This window comes from Myxococcus vastator, assembly GCF_010894475.1.
In the GTDB taxonomy this organism is placed as follows: domain Bacteria; phylum Myxococcota; class Myxococcia; order Myxococcales; family Myxococcaceae; genus Myxococcus; species Myxococcus vastator.
The window spans coordinates 1-16,942 of the sequence record NZ_JAAIYB010000057.1 but is presented as its reverse complement, the minus strand read 5'-3'; the positions used below and the strand labels follow the sequence as shown (position 1 = coordinate 16,942).

The window sequence follows — 16,942 nt, the reverse complement described above, 5'->3', positions numbered from 1 at the left end:
GACGTATGAAGACGTGGCTTCTGCTGGCCTGCGCCGGGGGCGTCACCGGCTGCTACGAGCCCGCCAGCTTCGTGTATGGCGAATCCCTGGACGGGCTCACGCTCCAGTTCCACAGCCCGGACGTCGGCATCTACCCGGACCAGTCCGTGCTGGATGACCCGAACAATCCGTTCCGCGCCAGCACGCCCGGCGCGGAGACGAAGTGGGACATCGAATCCCGCGCCGGCAACGTGGCGGCCTTCTATTCGTGGGCCACGGTGCTGGCCCGCGAGCCGGGCGGCGAGGCCCAGTTCTACGTGGGCAACAACCTGCTCGCCATCTACCAGAACGGAGAGGCGCGTCAGGAGGACCTGCCGCAGGTGCGGCTCCAGGCCATCCGCGCATATCAGACGATGCTCGACGCCTTCCCGGACGCGGTGACGTACGACGCCACGGGCACCTACGCCTACGATTTGGCGACGCCCGCGTACAAGGGCATCGTGGAGATGGGCGGCGCGGTGCAAGGCGGCTGGGTGTTGATGAGCACGGCTGGCGGCGGAGACCGGGCGGTGCGGCCATGAGGCGCGCGGGCTTCGCGGCGCTCCTGCTCCTGGCGGGCTGCCGTCCCGACCCGGGCGTGCCGGACTACACGGACCAGGGCTACAACCGGCCCGACGCGGGCGAGGAACCCAACGACGAGGCGCTCCCCGGCCCCTATCCCTATGTCGAGGGCCAGCGGCGCCTGGGCGTGGGTTTCTACGAGGGAGGCCGCTCCCAGGACATCCCGGTGGACAACACCACCGTGCACATCTACCTCTACGAGGGCACCCTCACCCTGGAGCCCTCCACCACGCGCATCGAGGGCCGCCAGGCCGACCTGGTGGTGCACGCGGGCAAGGCGTGGCTGGGCTTCGGCGTGCACTGGAGCACCCCGCGCAACCTGGATGGCTGGACGACGCTGCACGTGAGCCTCAACTCGGCCGACCCGGGCTTCGCCAATGTGTCCATTGGCATGAACGACGACGAGAGCGTCCAGCTCCCCGCGGCACAGTACGGCTATACGAATGACGGGCAGTGGCACCACCTGGCCATTCCGCTGGCGGACTTCGTCGCGGGCGGGTTGCAGCTCAACGCGGTGCAGGCGCCGTTTGTCTTCATCGCCGGCGCGGGCCCGGCCGCGGACACGCTCCTGCTGGACAACGTGTACTTCACCGCGGACTGAGCGCGTCCTGCCGTGGCGCCCGGCCCGCTGTGGGGGCCGGGCCTGCTGAGCCTGCCCGACTTCGTGGCGCGCCCGCGCTTCGTTTGGAGAGTGGGCTCATGTGGCGAGCCGCACCCGACGCCGCCGCAAGCTGAAGCGGGCGCGACCGTACAGCCGCGCCCCCCTCCTGAGCAGGCCGCCAGGTGTTCCTGAACGAACCCGAGGCGGAGCGGCAACGGGCAAGGTCCGTGCATTCGTCTCGGAACTTGTGGCTACCTGCCTAGCGGCGCCTGCGCTGCTGGGGACGGGTGGGCTTCGCCGCCTTCGCCTCCGGAGGCAGCGCCTCCAACCAGGCCCGCACCGCATCGGCCTGGAGCGTCCGGCCCGAAGCGGTGAAGCGCTCACGCGCCTTCGCCGCCTCGGCCCGCGCCTCCGCGCCCTGCCCTTCCTTCCACAGCGCCCGCGCGAGCGCGAAGCCGGACTCGCCCAGCGAGTCCTCCTGCGCGTCCGTGAAGGCCACCGCCTTGCGCAGCGGCACCAGCGCCTCGCGCGTGCGCCCCAGCCCCAGCAGGGCCTGCCCCACGCCGTCGTAGGAGTACTGGAGGTCCTCGTCGTCGGGCCCCAACTGGGCGCGCTTCACCGCCAGCGCCGCCTCGTACACCTTCAGCGCCTCTTCATTGCGTCCCAGCGCGAGCAGGCTCATGCCCTCCTCGTCGAGCGCCTCCGCCAGCTTCAGGTGACTGTCGCCCAGCAGCTCACGGTGCAGCGCCACGGAGGCCCGGGCATGCTCCAAGGCCCGCGCGAACTCCCGCTGCTCACGCAGCGCCATGGACAGGCCCTGGTGACGCCGAGCCACGTCCAGGTGCCTGGGCCCCACCGCGGCCTCCGTCTGGCGCAGCGCCTCCTCCATCACCCGCGCGGCCTCCGCGAAGTCCCCCAGCTCCAGCAGCACCCGCCCCAGCAAGAAGGTCACCCGCGCGCGCTTCGGGTGGCCCGGCGCCAGCGCGTCCGCCAGCACGGTGTTGGCCTCCTCCAGCAACGCCCGGGCTTCTCGAGTCTGCCCACGCATCAACGCGAGGTTGGCCCCGTTCACCAGCAAGTCGCCCCGCAGCACCGCGTCCCCGCCCAGCCGCTGGAGGGTCGCCTGGCCCAGGCGTGCCCATCGCGAGGCGTGCTCGAAGCGCTCGCGCTCCCCCTCCACGTAGAACAACTTGTTGAGGACGGAGACCTCCAGCCGGTCCGCCCGTCCCGCCGTGGCGTCATAGACGGCCTGCTCCAGCAGCCCCGCGCCCTTCTCCTTCTCCCCCAGCACGGCGAGGAGCCACCCCTGGTGGAAGCGCAGCTCCGCCGTCAGCGGCGCGTACCGCGCGGCCAGCACCCGCGACTCCACCGCGTTCGCCGCCGCCAGCGCCTGCGGATAGCGACTGGTGTCCACCAGCGCCTTCACCTCCGACAGCGCGCCTTCCAAGGACTCCAGCTCCGCGCGCAGCGCCGGGTCCGAGGGCCGGGGTTGCTGGCTCGCCAGGGCCTCCACGTCCGCGCAGTCCTCGGGCGAGGGCAGCGCATACGCCGCGTCCAGCGCCTTCTCCACGCCCGCCTTGTCCACCTGGGACAGGGCGCCCACCAGCGCGCGCAAATCCTTGTGCCGCCGCTCCAGACACACCACGCGCTGGGTGAACAGCGCCTCCGGCTGCACCTCGTGCAGGCGCGTGGCCTCGCACGCGTCGGTGTGCTGCCGCGCCCAGCCGCTGGCATAGGCATCCAGCACCTGCCCCACCCGGCCCGCCATGTCCCCCGCCAGCGGGCTTCCCGTCGCGGCGAAGGCCGAGGACAGCCGCTGCCTGGCCTCGGGCCCCCAGCTGTCCGCCAGCAATCCCTCCGCGCCCGCGCAGACGTTGGACTGAAACCACAGGCCGCCGCCCACCGCGCCCACCAGCGCCGCGGTGGCCACGGCCAGGCCTCCCGCCTTGCGCGCCCGTGCGCGCTGCTGCGCTTGAGCCAACGCCTCCAGCAGCGCCCCCATGTTGTCGAAGCGCGCCTGCGGCTCCAGCGACAACCCGCGCATCACCGCGCGCCGCACCCAGGCGGGGACGCGGGCGTCGCTCGGCGGCTCGTGGATGGGCGAGGGCTCCCGCCCGGCCCGCTCCAACGGCGCCGTCACCTTCGCGGGCGCGGACCGCAGCGCCTTCGCGGCCCGGGAGAGCTCGTCGGGGTCGAAGGGACGCTGGTTGTAGAGCGCCCGGTACAGCGCCGCGCAGAAGCTGAACTGGTCGGAGCGCGCGTCCAGGGACTCGCCGCGGAACTGCTCGGGGGACATGAACGGCGGCGTGCCCAGGACGACGCCCGTCTCGGTGAGCGGGTCGTGCAGCGGACGCGACGTCTCCGAGGCGCCGCGCACGCGCGCCAGCGTGGGCTGCTCGTCCAGGGGCAGGCTGTCCACGGGACGCGCCAGGCCGAAGTCGGTGACGCAGACGCGCCCGTCACGCCCCACCAGCACGTTGGCGGGCTTGAAGTCGCGGTGCACCAGCCCCGCCGCGTGCGCGGCCTCCAACCCGCGCCCCGCTTGCAGGTACTTCTCCAGCACCTCGCGCCAGGAGCGGAGCTTCTCCCGCCGCCAGTCCGCCAGCGTGCCACCGGCCACCAGCTCCATGGTGAAGAAGACCTGCGCGTCCCAGGTGCCCACCTCGTAGATGGGGATGACGTTGGGATGGGAGACACGCGCCATGGCCTGCGCCTCGCGCAGCAGCCGGGCGCGCCCGCCCTCTTCGTCCGCGGAGCGGGCCTCCACGCTCAACAGCTTGAGCGCCACCTTCCGGTCCAGGTCCGGGTCATAGGCCGCGTACACCGCGCCCATGCCGCCCTGCCCCAGCAGCTTCAGCGGGATGAAGCGCCCCACCCGCTGGCCCAGCGGACCGCGCGCCAGGGCCTGCCCTCGGGCGTCGCCGCCCGCCGTGTGCGGCGCGCTCCGATGCCCCGCGCCCGCTTCATCCGCTGACACGACCTGCGTCGACAGCTCTGGCGAAGCGTCCGCCCCCGAACCCCGGTCATCGGTGTTGGCCATGCCGCAAGTGTACTGGGAAGCGAGCCTCCTTCCTGCGCGCATGAAGGATTCGCGCGCAACAAGACACACACGTCACCGATAATCAGGACAGGCGATGGAAGTCCGGGAGGGTCCGCCATGACCAAGCATGTCACCACCGTTTTCAACTCAGCGCGTCAGGCCCTGTCCAAGCATCTCCAGCCCTCGGTATTGAAGGACGCCCAGGCACCGATGATGGCCGCGCTTGTTTGCGCGGTGAGCAGCCCGGCGCCAGCGCCCTCCCGTCCGGAACGAGACACCTTCCAGGACACGAAGCCCGCCCCCAAGGGCGTGCCCAGGCTGACGGTGCCGGACACCACGGGGACCCGTGAGCTTCCCTATCTGAGAGACCTGGCGCCGGAGAACGAGGCGGCGCAGGCCCAGGCCGACAAGGGCTGGGCGCCCACCGCGTCGGTCATCGCGCAGGACTCGGACACGGGCTGCGGCGAGGCGACGCTGGCCTTCCTGAGCCGGGCGAGCCGCAGCGTGACGAAGGGCAGCCTGTGCGAGCAGCAGGAGCGTGAGAGCGTCCGCGAGCGCGCGTCACAGGTCAGCGGCGCCCGCTCTGTCCACGCCCCGGTGGACGTCAACCTGGATGATGGCGCCACGCCCACGGAGATGGCGACCGCGCTGGGGGGCCTGGGCATCGAAGTCACGGACGGCTTCGCCGACTTCGACGCGGCGGCGACGAGCAAGGTGATGAAGGCCGGTCAGTTCGGCCTGGCGCTCGTGGACTCCAATGCCATCCTCAATGGCGCGCTCGCGCCCGAGCAGCGGCGCGACGGGCCGGGCCAACTCCACTGGGTCACCATCGACGGCGTCAACAGCAACGGGACGGCCGACACGTCGGACGACCTGTTCCGCGTGAAGGACCCCGTCAACGGCGAGTACTGGGTGTCCGCCAGGGATTTGGAGCGCGCCGTCCAGGCCGGCCAGGAGCAGCACGGCAGCGGCGGCATCTTCGCGCTGGAGAACCGCACGAACGTGGGCGGACAGCAGGCGCGTGACGCCCTGGCCCACGTCAACCGCGAGCGCACGGCGTCCTTCGCGGACAAGAATGGCGTGGGCAGCAAGCGCCTCAGCCTGGGCGAGTCGAGCTGAGGCGCACGCCCGTGTCTCAGTAGGTGTAATAGACAGCCGGCGTGGTGCTGGTGAAGAAGTTGTAATACGTGGCCACGTAGTTGGGGCGGTTGCCCACCTCACCCGGCAGCGGGCCACCCTTCGTCCCGTAGGCCACCAGCGTCGCGCCGCCGTCCGTCTGGTCCAGGTTGCAGCTGTACACGCTGGCCGTGCCGTACATGACGGTGATGTCCGTGCTGCGGACCGAGCCGAGCGTCGCCGGGTCCACGTGGTCCACCTGGCAGCGCGTGTGCGAGCTGCCGCTGGGCGTGGGCTTGTACGAGAAGGCCGTGGCCACGCCGTAGCTGTTGGCCAGCAGCGCGAGGTACGGGGGGTTGAAGGACGTCCCCAGCGTCACGCTGCCCGCGCCGTGGGCGCACGTACCGGACGCCGCGCGCGTCACGACGATGTCCCAGCGCGGCGGCATGGCCCCGGAGACCGGCACGGAGGAGAGGGTGTACGTGCAGCCCTGCGTGGTGCCGGTGGTCAGCGCGGCCTCCTGCTGCGCGAGCGCCTCCTTCTCGGGGGACTCCTCGGAGGCACCACAAGCGGCCAGCGACACGGCGGCACAAAACCAGACGGCGGACTTGAAGCGTTGCATGCGGGAACTCCGTTGCGGAGAGGATGGGGACTCATCCCCATCTCCCCAAAACCTGACAGAGTCACCGTCCAGCATTCAACTGGAGCAAGCCGCGACGCAGCCGCATTGCAATTTGACAGCATCAATCCCTGACGCCGTCATGACCCTGGGTCCCGCGCCACCGAGCGTGGGCGGACTCAGTACGCGTAGAAGACAGGCGCCGTGGTGGTGGTGAAGAAGTCGTAGTAGGTGGCGACGTAGTTGTTGCCGCTGCCCGTCTCCCCGTAGATGCGGCCGTTCTTCGTGCCGTAGACGACCAGCGTCGCGCCGCCGTCCGTCTGGTCCAGGTTGCAGCTGTAGATGCTGCCCGACCCCAGGAACACCGCGATGCCCGAGCTGCGCACCACCGCCAGGGTCTCCGGGTCGATTTGCCGCACGCTGCAGGAGGTGGGCGCGCTGCCGCTGGGCGAATACTTGCCGGTGTACGTCACGGCCAGGCCGTAGCTGTTCGCCAAAAGCGCGCGGGCGGGGAAGGCGTAGGAGCCCGAGTCCAGCGTCACGCTCGCCTCCGGCCAGGGGCAGGTGCTGGAGGCCGCGCGCGTCACCGACACGCTGTACTTCGGCGGAACGGTGCCAGGGACCGTCGAGGCGGTGATGGAGTACGTACAGCCCTGCGTGGTACCGGTGGTCAGCGCGGCTTCCTGCTGGGCCCGCCCGGTCTGCTCCGGGGACTCGTCAGGGGCGCCGCAGGCGGCGAAGGCCGCGGCGGCACAAAACCAGACAGCGGATTTAATGAAGCGCATGCGGGGCTCCAGTCGCGTGGAAGGGATGGCGATTCAACCCCATCCCCTCCAAAACCCGACAGACAAAATGTCTGTCATTCAACCGAAGCAACCCGCCACACAGCCACATTGCAATCTGGCGGCGCTATTCCTTCTCCATGTCCCTATCCCAGAGCTGGACGCGGGTGTCGTCGTCCGTCAGGCGCCGGGTGAGCTCGGCGGCGATGGCGACGGAGCGGTGCTTGCCCCCGGTGCAGCCCAGGGCCACGGTGAGGTACGCCTTCCCCTCCTTCTGGTAGCGGGGGAAGAGGAAGCGGCAGAGGTCCACGACCTTCTCGAGGAACTGCTGCGTCTCGTCGCGCTCCAGCACGTAGGCCGCCACCTTGGGCACCTTGCCCGTGAGCCCCTTCAGCTCCGGGACGAAGTACGGGTTGGGCAGGAAGCGCACGTCCAGCACGAGGTCCGCCTGGGGCGGCACGCCGTAGCGGTAGCCGAACGACATGATGGACAGGCTGGGGCCCGCGGCGGGCTCCGGGCTGAAGCGCGCCTGCACCATGCGCTTCAAGTCGTGCACGTTCAGCGTGGACGAGTCGATGACCTGGTCGGCCAGCTCGCGCAAGTCCCGCAGGGCCTGGCGCTCCGCCTTGATGCCCTCGGCGACGGTGCCGTTGGGCGCCAGCGGGTGGCGGCGGCGCGTCTCACTGAAGCGGCGGATGAGGCTGTCGTCGCTGGAGTCCAGGAAGAGCACTTCCACCTGGTGCCCGGCGCGGCGGACCTCGGCGAGGATGCGGGGCGCGTCCTTGAGGAAGACGCCTTCGCGGACGTCCACCACCAGCGCCATGCGCTCGAAGTGGCCGCCCCCCGCCAGCTCCGTGAGCTTGGGAAGGAGCAGCACCGGCAGGTTGTCGATGCAGAAGAAGCCCGAATCCTCCAACGCGCGGATGGCGGTGGACTTCCCGGACCCGGACATGCCGGTGATGATGACGATTTGTTTCGCGGGGGCGGTCACTCGACCTCTTCTCCCAGGGTGCGGCGCATCGCCCCTTCGGCGATGGCCCGATTGAGCCGCTCGGCGAACTCTCTCGCCGAGTGGTGGCCCTGTAGCTTTAGCAACTGGTTGCGCGCGGCGACCTCGATGATGGTCGCCATGTTGCGACCCGGACGAACGGGCACCACCGACAGGGGGATGTCCACCCCCACAATCTGCAGGTGCCGGTCCTCCACGCCCAGCCGGTCATACTCCTGGTGGGGGTCCCACTCCTGGAGCTCGATGACCAGCTCGATTTTCTTCTGCTCGCGGACCGCGGCCACGCCGAACAGGTCCTTGATGTTGATGATGCCCAGGCCGCGAATCTCCATGTGGTGCTTGATGACCGGGTTGCCAGCGCCGTAGACGGCCCCCTTGCGGCGGGTGACGTCCACGATGTCGTCCGCCACCAGGCGGTGGGCCCGCATCACCAGGTCCAGGGCAATCTCGCTCTTGCCGATGCCGCTCTTGCCCAGCAGCAAGATGCCCACGCCGAACACGTCCATCAACACCCCGTGCAGGCTGCTGGACTCGGTGAGGGCCTCCTCCAGGAAGGTCTGCACCCGCATGATGAAGTCGCTGGAGAGCAGCGGCGTCTTCATCAGCGCCAGCCCCGCGCCTTCACACGCGGAGACGAGGGCCTGGGGGATGTCCAGGTCCTTGGTCACCACCACGCACGCCAGCTCCTCCTCGCCGAAGAGCTGCGCCAGCGCCTCGCGCTGCCGCGCTTCCGACAGCGTGGCCAGGTACGAAATCTCCGTGTTGCCGAACACCTGGACGCGGTTCGGATGGAGGTGCTCGGTGAAGCCCGCCAGCGCCAGCCCCGGCTTCTGGATGCGCGAGGACACCACGGTGCGCGTCAGCCCGCCGCCGCCGGCGACGAGCATCAGCCGCATGTCGTAGTCGCGGTCCTCGAGGAGCTGGGAGATGCGGATGGATTTCATCGTCAGGGCGTGGATATCACCGGTGAGGCCCTTTGAGGGGGACGGCCTTCCTTGGGCCCTCAACGAGAGGGGCCCAGGTAGGACTCCCGGGGCCCGGCCGCCCCACCGGGCGGTAGCGCGCGGCTTCCGGCAGGCAACGGAAGCCCACGTAAGGCCATTCCGTGGGGCCCCGGCCGCTGGTAAGCCGGAAATCATGTCCGACTGTCTCTTCTGCAAGATTCGCGACGGGCTCATCCCCGCCAAGGTGGTCTACCGCGACGACGTGTGCGTGGCCTTCGAGGACATCAACCCCCAGGCCCCCACCCACCTGCTCTTCATCCCGCACAAGCACATCCCCACGGTGAATGACATCACGACGGAGGACCAGGCCCTGGTGGGCCACCTCTTCACCTCGGCCGCCAAGGTGGCCCGGGAGCGCGGGCACGCGGACGCGAACAATGGCTACCGGGTGGTGATGAACACCCACGCGCACGCCGGCCAGACGGTCTTCCACATCCACCTGCACCTGCTGGCGGGCCGTCCGCTGGGCTGGCCGCCGGGCTAATCCCGCGCGCCCCCCACCCCGGAGCCGGTGCTAGCGTCGGGCGCCGAGATGCCCTTCTCATCGGAATCGTCTCCCGGGAACCGGCGGGCCTATACGCTGCTGTCCCTGCTGCTCGCGGGCGTGGCGGGCCTGGTGAATGCCACGGGCTTCGTGGCGCTGGGCCTGCACACGTCGCACATGTCCGGGAACATGGCCACGCTGGGAGAGTCGCTCGCCTCGGGCAACGCGGCCCTGGCCTGGCTGGCCGCGCAGCTGCTGCTGTCCTTCCTGCTGGGCGCCATGTCCGCGTCGGTGCTGCTGGAGGCCTCGCGCCAGCGTCCCCGAGGCCGCCACTCCTCCGCGCTGCTGCTGGAGGCGCTGACGCTGGGCGGAATCGGCGCCTGGCTGTCGTACCACCCCGGCACACGCGAGCCGACGCTCATGTGGGGCCTGGCCTATGCCATGGGGCTCCAGAACGCGCTCGTCACGCGCGTCTCGGGCGCCGTGGTGCGCACCACGCACATCACCGGCCTCATCACCGACATCGGCATCCAGTTGGTGCGGCTGGGCTCCTGGCTGCGCGAGGGCACGCGGGGCCAGGGCGGCCCGGGCCTGCGCCGCCGGCTGGGGGCGCTGCCCACCGCCGTTGAGTTCGAGCGGACCCGGCTGCACCTGGGGCTCGGCGCCGCCTTCCTGGGCGGCTGCACGCTGGGGCCCTTGCTCTTCGTCCGGTTTGGCGCGGCCACCCTGGCGGTGCCCTGCGTGGTGCTGGTGATGCTGGTGGCGCTCGACCTGAGCGCCGTCGCCACCTCCGGCCCCCCGGCGATGCCGCGCGCCTGAGTCACTCCGCCCCGGGCTGGGCGGACGCGGGGCCAGGCGGGCCGGAGGAGGCCTCCACGTCCTTGACGCTCGCCGAGGGCCTGCCGCGCCGGAGCACATGCAGCACGCTGCTCTTCTCGTCCGTCCAGGTGAAGTCGGGGTCCTCCCGCAGGCCCAGCCGGCGCACGCGCGCGGAGGCCCGGGTGAAGGTCGGTCCCCAGGAGAACTCGCGGTCCGGGCTGAGCACCATCCAGTTGCTGCGCAGCGCGTCCCCCTGCGTCTCGTTGACCACCAGCGCCGCGTGCAGCCCCAGCGCCCGCGCGTGGGCCAGCGTCAGCGGCACCAGGTCCAGGTGGACGTTGCTGATGTGCAGCGCCAGCACGCCGTGAGGCGCCAGGTGCGCGCGGTAGAGCGCCACCGCCTCCTGGGTGAGCAGGTGCACCGGCACCGCGTCCGAGGAGAAGGTGTCCAGCGCGAGCACGTCGAAGCCCTGCGCGCCGCCCGCCTCCAGCTCCTGCTCCAGGGAGATGCGCGCGTCCCCCTCCACGAGCTCCACCTTCGCCGGCGTGTCTCCCAGAAAGGAGAAGTAGCCGCCCTCGCCTCGCGCCAGCGCGATGACCGCGGGGTCGATTTCGTAGAAGCGCCCGGTGTCCTCCGCCTCGAGCAGCGCCGCGCTGGTGCCCACGCCCAGCCCCAGCACGCCCACGCGCAGCCCCGCGGGCAGCCCCACCGCTTCGCGCAGCCGGCGCTGCTCGGCGATGGCCAGCCCCAGGCCCGCCTCCGGCGTGTAATACGTCGTGGGCACGCCCCTGCGCTCGGGCGTCACGTACTGGAGCCCGTGGGTGATGGCGCCGTGCAGCAGCGTGAAGCGGTGGTCCTCCGGCGAGCCCACGCCCTGCTCCATCACCCGCACCACGCCGAAGAAGTTGCGCGAGGCGAAGCGCGCGCGGCGCTGCTCGCTGGCCATGGTGTACGTCAGGTGCCCGGCCACCAGGAGCAGCATGGCGCCGCGAAGGACGCGCTGCAGCCGCTGCGTCCGCGTCGCTTCGCCCTCCTGCTTCGCCACGCCCACCAGCGCCACGACGCAGCACGCGCCCAGCGACAGGGGGTACTCCCAGTAGGCGCTGAAGACGGCGGGGGCCAGCACGCTGATGAGCAGCCCGCCCAGCACGCCGCCCGCGGACACCCACAGGTAGAAGGCGCTGAGGTGGCGCGGCGGAGGACGCAGCCGGTACAGCTCGCCGTGGCACACCATGGCGCCCGCGAAGAGGGCCACGGAGTACGCGGCCAACTGGAGCGTGAGCGAGGACTGCGGCCCCTGCGTCTGCGCGTGCGCCACGCCCGCGCCCGAGGCGATGAGCAGCACCGCGTAGACGGTCCGCGAGTAGAAGGACTCGCGGGAGAAGGCGAGGATGAAGGTCAGCAGGTAGACGGCCAGGGGCAGCACCCAGAGGAAGGGGCCGGCCGCCACGTCCTGGGAGAGCTGGTTCGTCGTCGCCAGCAGCAGCACCGACGCGCAGGTGCTCAGCCCCAGCCACGTCATCGTGGCGCGCACGGTGGGACGGGCCACCTGGGCGGAGGCCTCCGCCGTGGGCGCTTCCGTCAGCGGCGTGGCCGTCACGGGCGCGGCCGTGGCGACAGTCGCCGTGTCCGGCTGCTTCATCACGTCCCATGCGCACACCGCGCAGGCCACGGCGAAGCAGACGAAGCCCACGCCCCAGCTCCACGCCTGGTCGCCGCGCCCCACCCACGGCTCCACCAGGAAGGGATAGCCGAGCAGCGCCAGCAGCGAGCCCGCGTTGGACAGCGCGTACAGCGGATAGGGCGAGCGGCCCGGACGCGCGCGGGCGAACCAGGACTGGAGCAGCGGGCCGGTGGTGCTCAGCACGAAGAAGGGCAGGCCGATGGTGACCGCCAGCATCGCCAACAGCCGGGGCACGGCCAGCGCGGTGCCCTCCGGACGCCATTCAGGCCCGGGCGCCACCGGAGAGCCCGCCAGCAACGCGCGGGCGCCCAGCAGCAGCACCGCCACCGTCAGCAGACCCAGGTGGACGCGGGCCTGCGTGCGAGGCGCCAGCCGCGAGGCGAGGCCGTGCGCGTACGCGTAGCCCCCCAGCAACACCGCCTGGAAGAACAACATGCACGCCGTCCACACGCCGGGCGTTCCGCCGTACCACGGCAAGGAGTAGCGCCCCACCAGGGGTTGCACGCCGAACAGGAGGAACGCGCTGGCGAAGATGGCGATGGCGTAGCGGGACATGTTGGCGGTCCAGGAAGAAGGTTCAGCGCGAGGGTGCTCGGGGCGCGAAGAGCCGGGCGCCGGACGGAGCCAGCGCGGTCTCCATGGGCAGCCCGTAGAGCGCTTCCAGGGAGGCACGCTCCAGCACCTCGCTCGCCGTCCCCCGCGCGAGCACCTGGCCGTCCCGGAGGAGCAGCACATGGGTGGCGAAGGTGGCGGCGAGGTTCACATCGTGCAGCACCGCCACCGCGCCCAGCCCCGCGTCCACGCGCGCGCGCACGCGGTCGAGCGAGCCCACTTGATGGGCCACGTCCAGGAAGGCGGTGGGCTCATCCAGCAGCAACAGCTCCGGCTGCTGCACCAGTCCTCGCGCCAGCATCAACATCCGGCGCTCGCCGCCAGAGAGGGCCTCCGATGGCCGCTCGGCCAGGTGCGCGATGCCGAGCTCCGTCATCACCTCCCGCGCGAGCGCCACGTCGCCCTCGGACGGCAGGCCCCAGAGGCCCAGGTGCGGGCTGCGGCCCATCAACACCAGCTCCAGGCCGCTGAAGCCCTCCGCGGATTCGAACGTCTGAGGCACCCACGCCACCTTGCGGGCGAGCGCCCGGGGTTCCCAGGCGGCGCGCTCCCGGCCCAGCAGGCGGACCTCTCCGCGCGTCCAGGGTCCCATGCCCAGCACCGCGCGCAGCAGCGTGCTCTTGCCCGTCCCGTTGGGGCCCAGCACCGCCCACAGCTCACCAGGCCGGACCTCGCACGCCACATCCCGCAGGATGGGATGAGGACCGTAGCCCGCGACCAGCGCCCGGGTGACGAGCAGGGGCTCCACGGGACTAATACAGCTCCTTCTGCTTCTGCAGCAGATAGCGCTTCATCGCCCGGACCTTGCGCAGCGCTTCCGGGTTGTTGCTGCTGCCCGCGGCCTCCACCTCGCTCTTCACCTCGGCGTACCGCGTGCACCAGAGGCCGAGCACCACGCACGAGTGCTCCGCGTTGAGCTGGTTGAAGAGCGCGTTCGTGTCGCGCCACTCCTTCTCCAGCGTGGTGAGCGGACGGGCGCGGGCGGAGCGAGTCTTGCGGACCGACGGCGCGCGCTTCACGGGAGCCACGGTGTTCGGCTGCGCGTCCAGCGGCGCGAGGAAGGAGTCGTCGAGCGCGCCTCCGTCGGGCGCGGGAGCGGTGGGCGTGGCAGCGGTTGGCGCGGGCGCTCCCGGCGTCGAGGTCCCCGCCTGCGCCGCGGTGCCCTCGGGAGGCTGGCCGGCCTTGCCCGCCTGCGCTTCGCCGGGAGCGGAGGGACGCAGGGGCTGCGCGGGCGGGGGCCCTCCGGGCGCCTCCGGCATGAACTGGCTCAGCACCTGGGCGCGGAGCTCCGGGGGCCCCAGGAAGAAGGCGCCGGCCACGGCCAGGCTGATGAACAGCAACACCAGCACGAACACGAGTGGGCCCTTACGGCGGCGCTCGGGGCGCTCAGGCATCGTCGTGCGGCGGGTGTCCTCTTTCGCGATGCGCTCGGCCGAGCGCGTCTCCGGCCGGACGGGCATCGTCGTGCGCCGCGTCTCCTCGTTGGGCGTGAGGGAGACGCGGACATCGTCGTCGCTCTCGTCGTCGTCTTCTTCCGTCACGACAGGGGCGGGCGCGGGGGGACGCACGGCGGAGACGGAACCTGTCCTGCGCGCGGTGCTGGCCGGCGCCATCCCCGGTGAAGACGACCGGGTACGCCGTGCCTTGGGCCGGGAGGCGCCGGACCGCTCCTCGTCCTCGGCGCCTTCCACGTCGTTGAAGAGGCCCGCGTCCAGCACCACGCGCGGCTGCGTGTCGTCGTGGCGGGTGACGCGCGGGTCCGTGTCGGCGTGATGCGCGACGCGGGGCTGGGTGTCGTCGTGACGCTCGGTTCGCGTCGGACGGTGGATGCGCGGATGCGTGTCGGCGTCAGCGATGCGCGCCGCGGAGTCCTCGTGCCCCACATCCTCGGTGGAGAGCACGGGCAGCTCCGACGAGGCGTCCGCCTGGGCCGGCGCGTCGGTCGAAGAAAGGCCGGCTTCATCCTCGGACACGCCCGCGTCGGGCTCGTGCGCGGCCGCGGCTTCGTCCTCGGGGGAGAGGGCCTGCCCGCCATGAGCAGGCGTGGCGTCCACCGCGGGCTCGTCCACCGCGGGCTCGTCCACCGGCGGCATCGAGCGCGGCGTCGCAACGTGCTCTGCCCCCACGACCGGCATCCCCGCCGAGGACATCGTGCGCGATGGCGAATCACCGAGCGGCCCGTCCACCGAGGACATGTCCACGGAAGCGACCGGACCCGGAGCGGCCTCGTCCCGCGCATCCGACGCAGGCACTTCCACGGAGGAAATGGCGCGAGGCGGCGTCGAGTCCGGCGGAGGCGGCTGGACGGCCTCCATCACCACCGAAGCCGTTCGAGACATCGGGCCAGAAGGAGGTGACTCGCTGAACGCCGCCTCGTCCTCCCGCGACGACAGCGCCTCGACCGGGGGCGCACTCCCGAACGCGCCCTCTCGCTCCGAAGCGGCGTCCTCGTCTTCGGACAGCGCGAGGTCATCATCCGCGTATCCGTCAGCCCCTTCCGAGACCTCAACGTCAGGCATCGACGCCAGCGCCGACGTGCGCGGCACCGAAGCGGGAGCAGGCACGTTGACCGCGGGCATCACCACCACGCCCGTGCGCGGCAGCACCGCTCCGGGCGCGTGCGGCTCGGCCCCTGGCGGCGGCGGTCGCGAGTTCACCGTGCCCTGCGCCCCACGCGGCGGCACCTCGGGAGTGGACGCCCCCAGCGAGGCAATCACGCTCGGGCTCGCCTCGGACGTCCTGCCCCGAAGCGACTCGGCCTTCGCGTCCGTGGACTCCACCGGGACGGGCGCGTCCGCGGCAGACGACAGCCCGCCCAGGCTCGGCATCGCCAGCTCGGTCGGCCGCAGGTGCGACGGAAGCAGCGCACGCGCGGCGGCCACGCCAGGCGGCACCGCCTCGGGCGGCATCGACGTCATCTGGACCTCGCGCGTCATCGCGGGCGCGCGAGGAATGGGGGCAGACGAAGGACTCACCCCGCCACCGCGAACGAAGGCCTCGGGCCCCACCTCCACCGAGGGCGCCGGGTCCTGGCGCACGCCCCGCGCCCGAGCCGCCTCCTCCAGCGCCTCGATGGGGAACGCGGGGCGGGTGGACTCGTCCATCGGGACGCCCGGGCGCGTCTCACCGTCCGTCACCGGACCACCGCCCTCGCGGCTGCGGGGCGTGGGGAAGAACGACAGCGGCTCCACCGGGCCATCCAGGCGGATGGTCTTCGCCGGCAGCATCGCGTGCGTCAGCTTCGGCGCCAGCGGATCATCCGACACCGAGGCCTGCGCGCGGACCTCTTCCGTGGACAGGCGCGGCACGTCCTTGAGGCTCGCCAGGAGGCGCCGCTCGGACTGGAAGTCCGCCGCGAACAGCTCGCGCATGAAGCGGCTGACGCTCTCCGGGCCCGCGCTCGAATCAATCTCCATCAGGCAGGCGTGGAGCCGCCCGCGGAACTCCTCCGCCGTCTGGAAGCGCTGCGACGGGTCCACCGCCAGCGCCTTGGCCACCAGCGTCGTCACCGCGGGCGGCGTGAGCGGCTCCACCTGGTCCAGCGGCGCGATTCGCGGGTTCGCCACCAGGGACATGAGCTCACCCGGGTGGACCCCGTCGAACGGGTTCTTCCCGCAGATGAGCTCGTAGAGGCAGAGCCCCACCGCGTACAGGTCGCTGCGGCGGTCCACCGGCTGGTGCCGCGCCTGCTCCGGCGACATGTAGAGGAACTTGCCCAGGATGATGCTGGGGTTCGTCTTCGCCGCCGACAACCGGCTCTTGGCGAGCCCGAAGTCGATGACCTTCACCTCCCCTTCGTAGGAGATGAGGATGTTCTGCGGCGAGATGTCCCGGTGGACGAGCTTCAGGTCCTCCCCGTCGTCGTCCTTCTTGCGGTGCGCATAGGCCAGCGCGTCCAGCACCCGGCCCATGGTGTAGAGGATGAACGTGACGGGCAGCGGCATCTGCCTGTCCCTGACGCGCGCGGCCACCTTGCGCAGGTCCTTGCCGTCCACGTGCTCGAGCGCCATGTAGGCCTCGTCCTCGTGGAGGCCCATGTCCAGCACCTGGGCGATGGAGCCGTGGCTCAGGCGGACCAGGGTGCGGGCCTCGCCCACGAAGCGCTCGACGAAGTCCGCGTCCGCGGCCAGCTGCGGGAGGATTTTCTTGATGACGCAGAGCTTCTCGAACCCCTGCGCCCCCTCCAACCGCGCGAGGTAGATCTCTCCCATGCCCCCCGTCGCCAGATGGGACAGGAGCGTGTACCGGCCAAACGGCTGGGGCCGGAAAGGTCTCAACCGGGCGGGTTGGGTTGACGAGTTCATGCGGTGCGGGGGTTCACCACGACGGGGTCCGCATTGAACCCTGTCCCGGTACGTCGCAGCAACCCGTCAACCGGCCGCGCCCCCCTCAGCGGAAGCCGGGATTGGTCAACTGGCCTACATCCTCTTCCAGCACCTCGAAGGCCGCTACCTTGTCCTTCGGGGGACGGATGAGGCGCTCGCCCAGCGGGTGGACGTCGAAGCGGGCCCCCACCGTGGCCAGGACCTTGCCGGTGATGAGCACCTGGCCCGGACTGGCGGTGCCGGCGAG

General features: G+C 71.4%; 13 protein-coding genes and 1 pseudogene. 5 read left to right on the top strand and 9 right to left on the bottom strand.

All coding sequences use genetic code 11. The features are described from left to right. The first annotated feature begins 5 nt into the window (after nt 1-5). Nucleotides 6-560: a hypothetical protein gene (locus tag G4D87_RS08555; protein ID WP_240358111.1), complete on the top strand. Its 555-nt coding sequence runs from the start codon at nt 6-8 to the stop codon at nt 558-560. Further along, nucleotides 557-1,201: a hypothetical protein gene (locus G4D87_RS08550; RefSeq protein ID WP_163780768.1), complete on the top strand. Its 645-nt coding sequence runs from the start codon at nt 557-559 to the stop codon at nt 1,199-1,201. Before G4D87_RS08555 ends, G4D87_RS08550 begins: the two co-directional genes overlap by 4 nt. A gap of 259 nt (nt 1,202-1,460) precedes the next feature. Here G4D87_RS08550 and G4D87_RS08545 read toward each other — a convergent pair whose 3' ends face one another. Beyond that, on the bottom strand, nt 1,461-4,241 hold the full coding sequence (locus G4D87_RS08545; RefSeq protein WP_275902266.1) for a serine/threonine-protein kinase: 2,781 nt from the start codon (nt 4,239-4,241) through the stop codon (nt 1,461-1,463). A 117-nt stretch (nt 4,242-4,358) separates the two neighbouring features. Between G4D87_RS08545 and G4D87_RS08540 the strand changes: the two genes are divergently transcribed. After that, nucleotides 4,359-5,360, top strand: coding sequence for a hypothetical protein (locus tag G4D87_RS08540; RefSeq protein ID WP_163780767.1), 1,002 nt, complete (start codon nt 4,359-4,361; stop codon nt 5,358-5,360). Between the two features lie 16 nt (nt 5,361-5,376). On the opposite strand, the gene G4D87_RS08535 is transcribed toward G4D87_RS08540, so the two are convergent. From G4D87_RS08535 to hprK, 4 genes are all read right to left on the bottom strand, one after another. After that, on the bottom strand, nt 5,377-5,979 hold the full coding sequence (locus tag G4D87_RS08535; protein WP_240358110.1) for a hypothetical protein: 603 nt from the start codon (nt 5,977-5,979) through the stop codon (nt 5,377-5,379). Nucleotides 5,980-6,155: 176 nt separating this feature from the next. After that, nucleotides 6,156-6,761: a hypothetical protein gene (locus G4D87_RS08530; protein WP_205507485.1), complete on the bottom strand. Its 606-nt coding sequence runs from the start codon at nt 6,759-6,761 to the stop codon at nt 6,156-6,158. A gap of 124 nt (nt 6,762-6,885) precedes the next feature. Further along, nucleotides 6,886-7,749 (bottom strand): RNase adapter RapZ, encoded by an 864-nt coding sequence (rapZ, locus tag G4D87_RS08525; protein WP_163780762.1) that lies wholly within the window; start codon nt 7,747-7,749, stop codon nt 6,886-6,888. Beyond that, entirely contained in the window at nt 7,746-8,711 is a 966-nt protein-coding gene (gene hprK, locus G4D87_RS08520; RefSeq protein ID WP_163780760.1) for an HPr(Ser) kinase/phosphatase, read from the bottom strand. The genes rapZ and hprK overlap by 4 nt, the downstream gene beginning before the upstream one ends. A gap of 193 nt (nt 8,712-8,904) precedes the next feature. Here hprK and G4D87_RS08515 point away from each other — a divergent pair, with 193 nt between their 5' ends. Next, nucleotides 8,905-9,255 (top strand): histidine triad nucleotide-binding protein, encoded by a 351-nt coding sequence (locus G4D87_RS08515; protein WP_163780757.1) that lies wholly within the window; start codon nt 8,905-8,907, stop codon nt 9,253-9,255. 48 nt (nt 9,256-9,303) lie between these two features. Continuing rightward, entirely contained in the window at nt 9,304-10,074 is a 771-nt protein-coding gene (locus G4D87_RS08510) for a YoaK family protein (RefSeq protein ID WP_240358109.1), read from the top strand. A 1-nt stretch (nt 10,075) separates the two neighbouring features. Here the strand turns inward: G4D87_RS08510 and G4D87_RS08505 are convergent, their stop codons facing one another. From G4D87_RS08505 to G4D87_RS08490, 4 genes and pseudogenes are all read right to left on the bottom strand, one after another. Next, nucleotides 10,076-12,313, bottom strand: coding sequence for a fused MFS/spermidine synthase (locus tag G4D87_RS08505; RefSeq protein WP_163780752.1), 2,238 nt, complete (start codon nt 12,311-12,313; stop codon nt 10,076-10,078). Nucleotides 12,314-12,335: 22 nt separating this feature from the next. Continuing rightward, nucleotides 12,336-13,118: an ABC transporter ATP-binding protein gene (locus G4D87_RS08500; protein ID WP_163780750.1), complete on the bottom strand. Its 783-nt coding sequence runs from the start codon at nt 13,116-13,118 to the stop codon at nt 12,336-12,338. A gap of 4 nt (nt 13,119-13,122) precedes the next feature. Next, nucleotides 13,123-16,581, bottom strand: coding sequence for a serine/threonine-protein kinase (locus G4D87_RS08495; protein WP_240358108.1), 3,459 nt, complete (start codon nt 16,579-16,581; stop codon nt 13,123-13,125). 178 nt (nt 16,582-16,759) lie between these two features. Next, nucleotides 16,760-16,942: pseudogene (locus tag G4D87_RS08490) on the bottom strand (FHA domain-containing protein); the annotation flags it as partial.

Coding starts and splice junctions, on each gene's coding strand:
- G4D87_RS08555 (WP_240358111.1), top strand. CDS start 6: ATGAAGACGTGGCTTCTGCTGGCCTGCGCCGGGGGCGTCACCGGCTGC.
- G4D87_RS08550 (WP_163780768.1), top strand. CDS start 557: ATGAGGCGCGCGGGCTTCGCGGCGCTCCTGCTCCTGGCGGGCTGCCGT.
- G4D87_RS08545 (WP_275902266.1), bottom strand. CDS start 4,241: ATGGCCAACACCGATGACCGGGGTTCGGGGGCGGACGCTTCGCCAGAG.
- G4D87_RS08540 (WP_163780767.1), top strand. CDS start 4,359: ATGACCAAGCATGTCACCACCGTTTTCAACTCAGCGCGTCAGGCCCTG.
- G4D87_RS08535 (WP_240358110.1), bottom strand. CDS start 5,979: ATGCAACGCTTCAAGTCCGCCGTCTGGTTTTGTGCCGCCGTGTCGCTG.
- G4D87_RS08530 (WP_205507485.1), bottom strand. CDS start 6,761: ATGCGCTTCATTAAATCCGCTGTCTGGTTTTGTGCCGCCGCGGCCTTC.
- hprK (WP_163780760.1), bottom strand. CDS start 8,711: ATGAAATCCATCCGCATCTCCCAGCTCCTCGAGGACCGCGACTACGAC.
- G4D87_RS08515 (WP_163780757.1), top strand. CDS start 8,905: ATGTCCGACTGTCTCTTCTGCAAGATTCGCGACGGGCTCATCCCCGCC.
- G4D87_RS08510 (WP_240358109.1), top strand. CDS start 9,304: ATGCCCTTCTCATCGGAATCGTCTCCCGGGAACCGGCGGGCCTATACG.
- G4D87_RS08505 (WP_163780752.1), bottom strand. CDS start 12,313: ATGTCCCGCTACGCCATCGCCATCTTCGCCAGCGCGTTCCTCCTGTTC.
- G4D87_RS08495 (WP_240358108.1), bottom strand. CDS start 16,581: ATGGGAGAGATCTACCTCGCGCGGTTGGAGGGGGCGCAGGGGTTCGAG.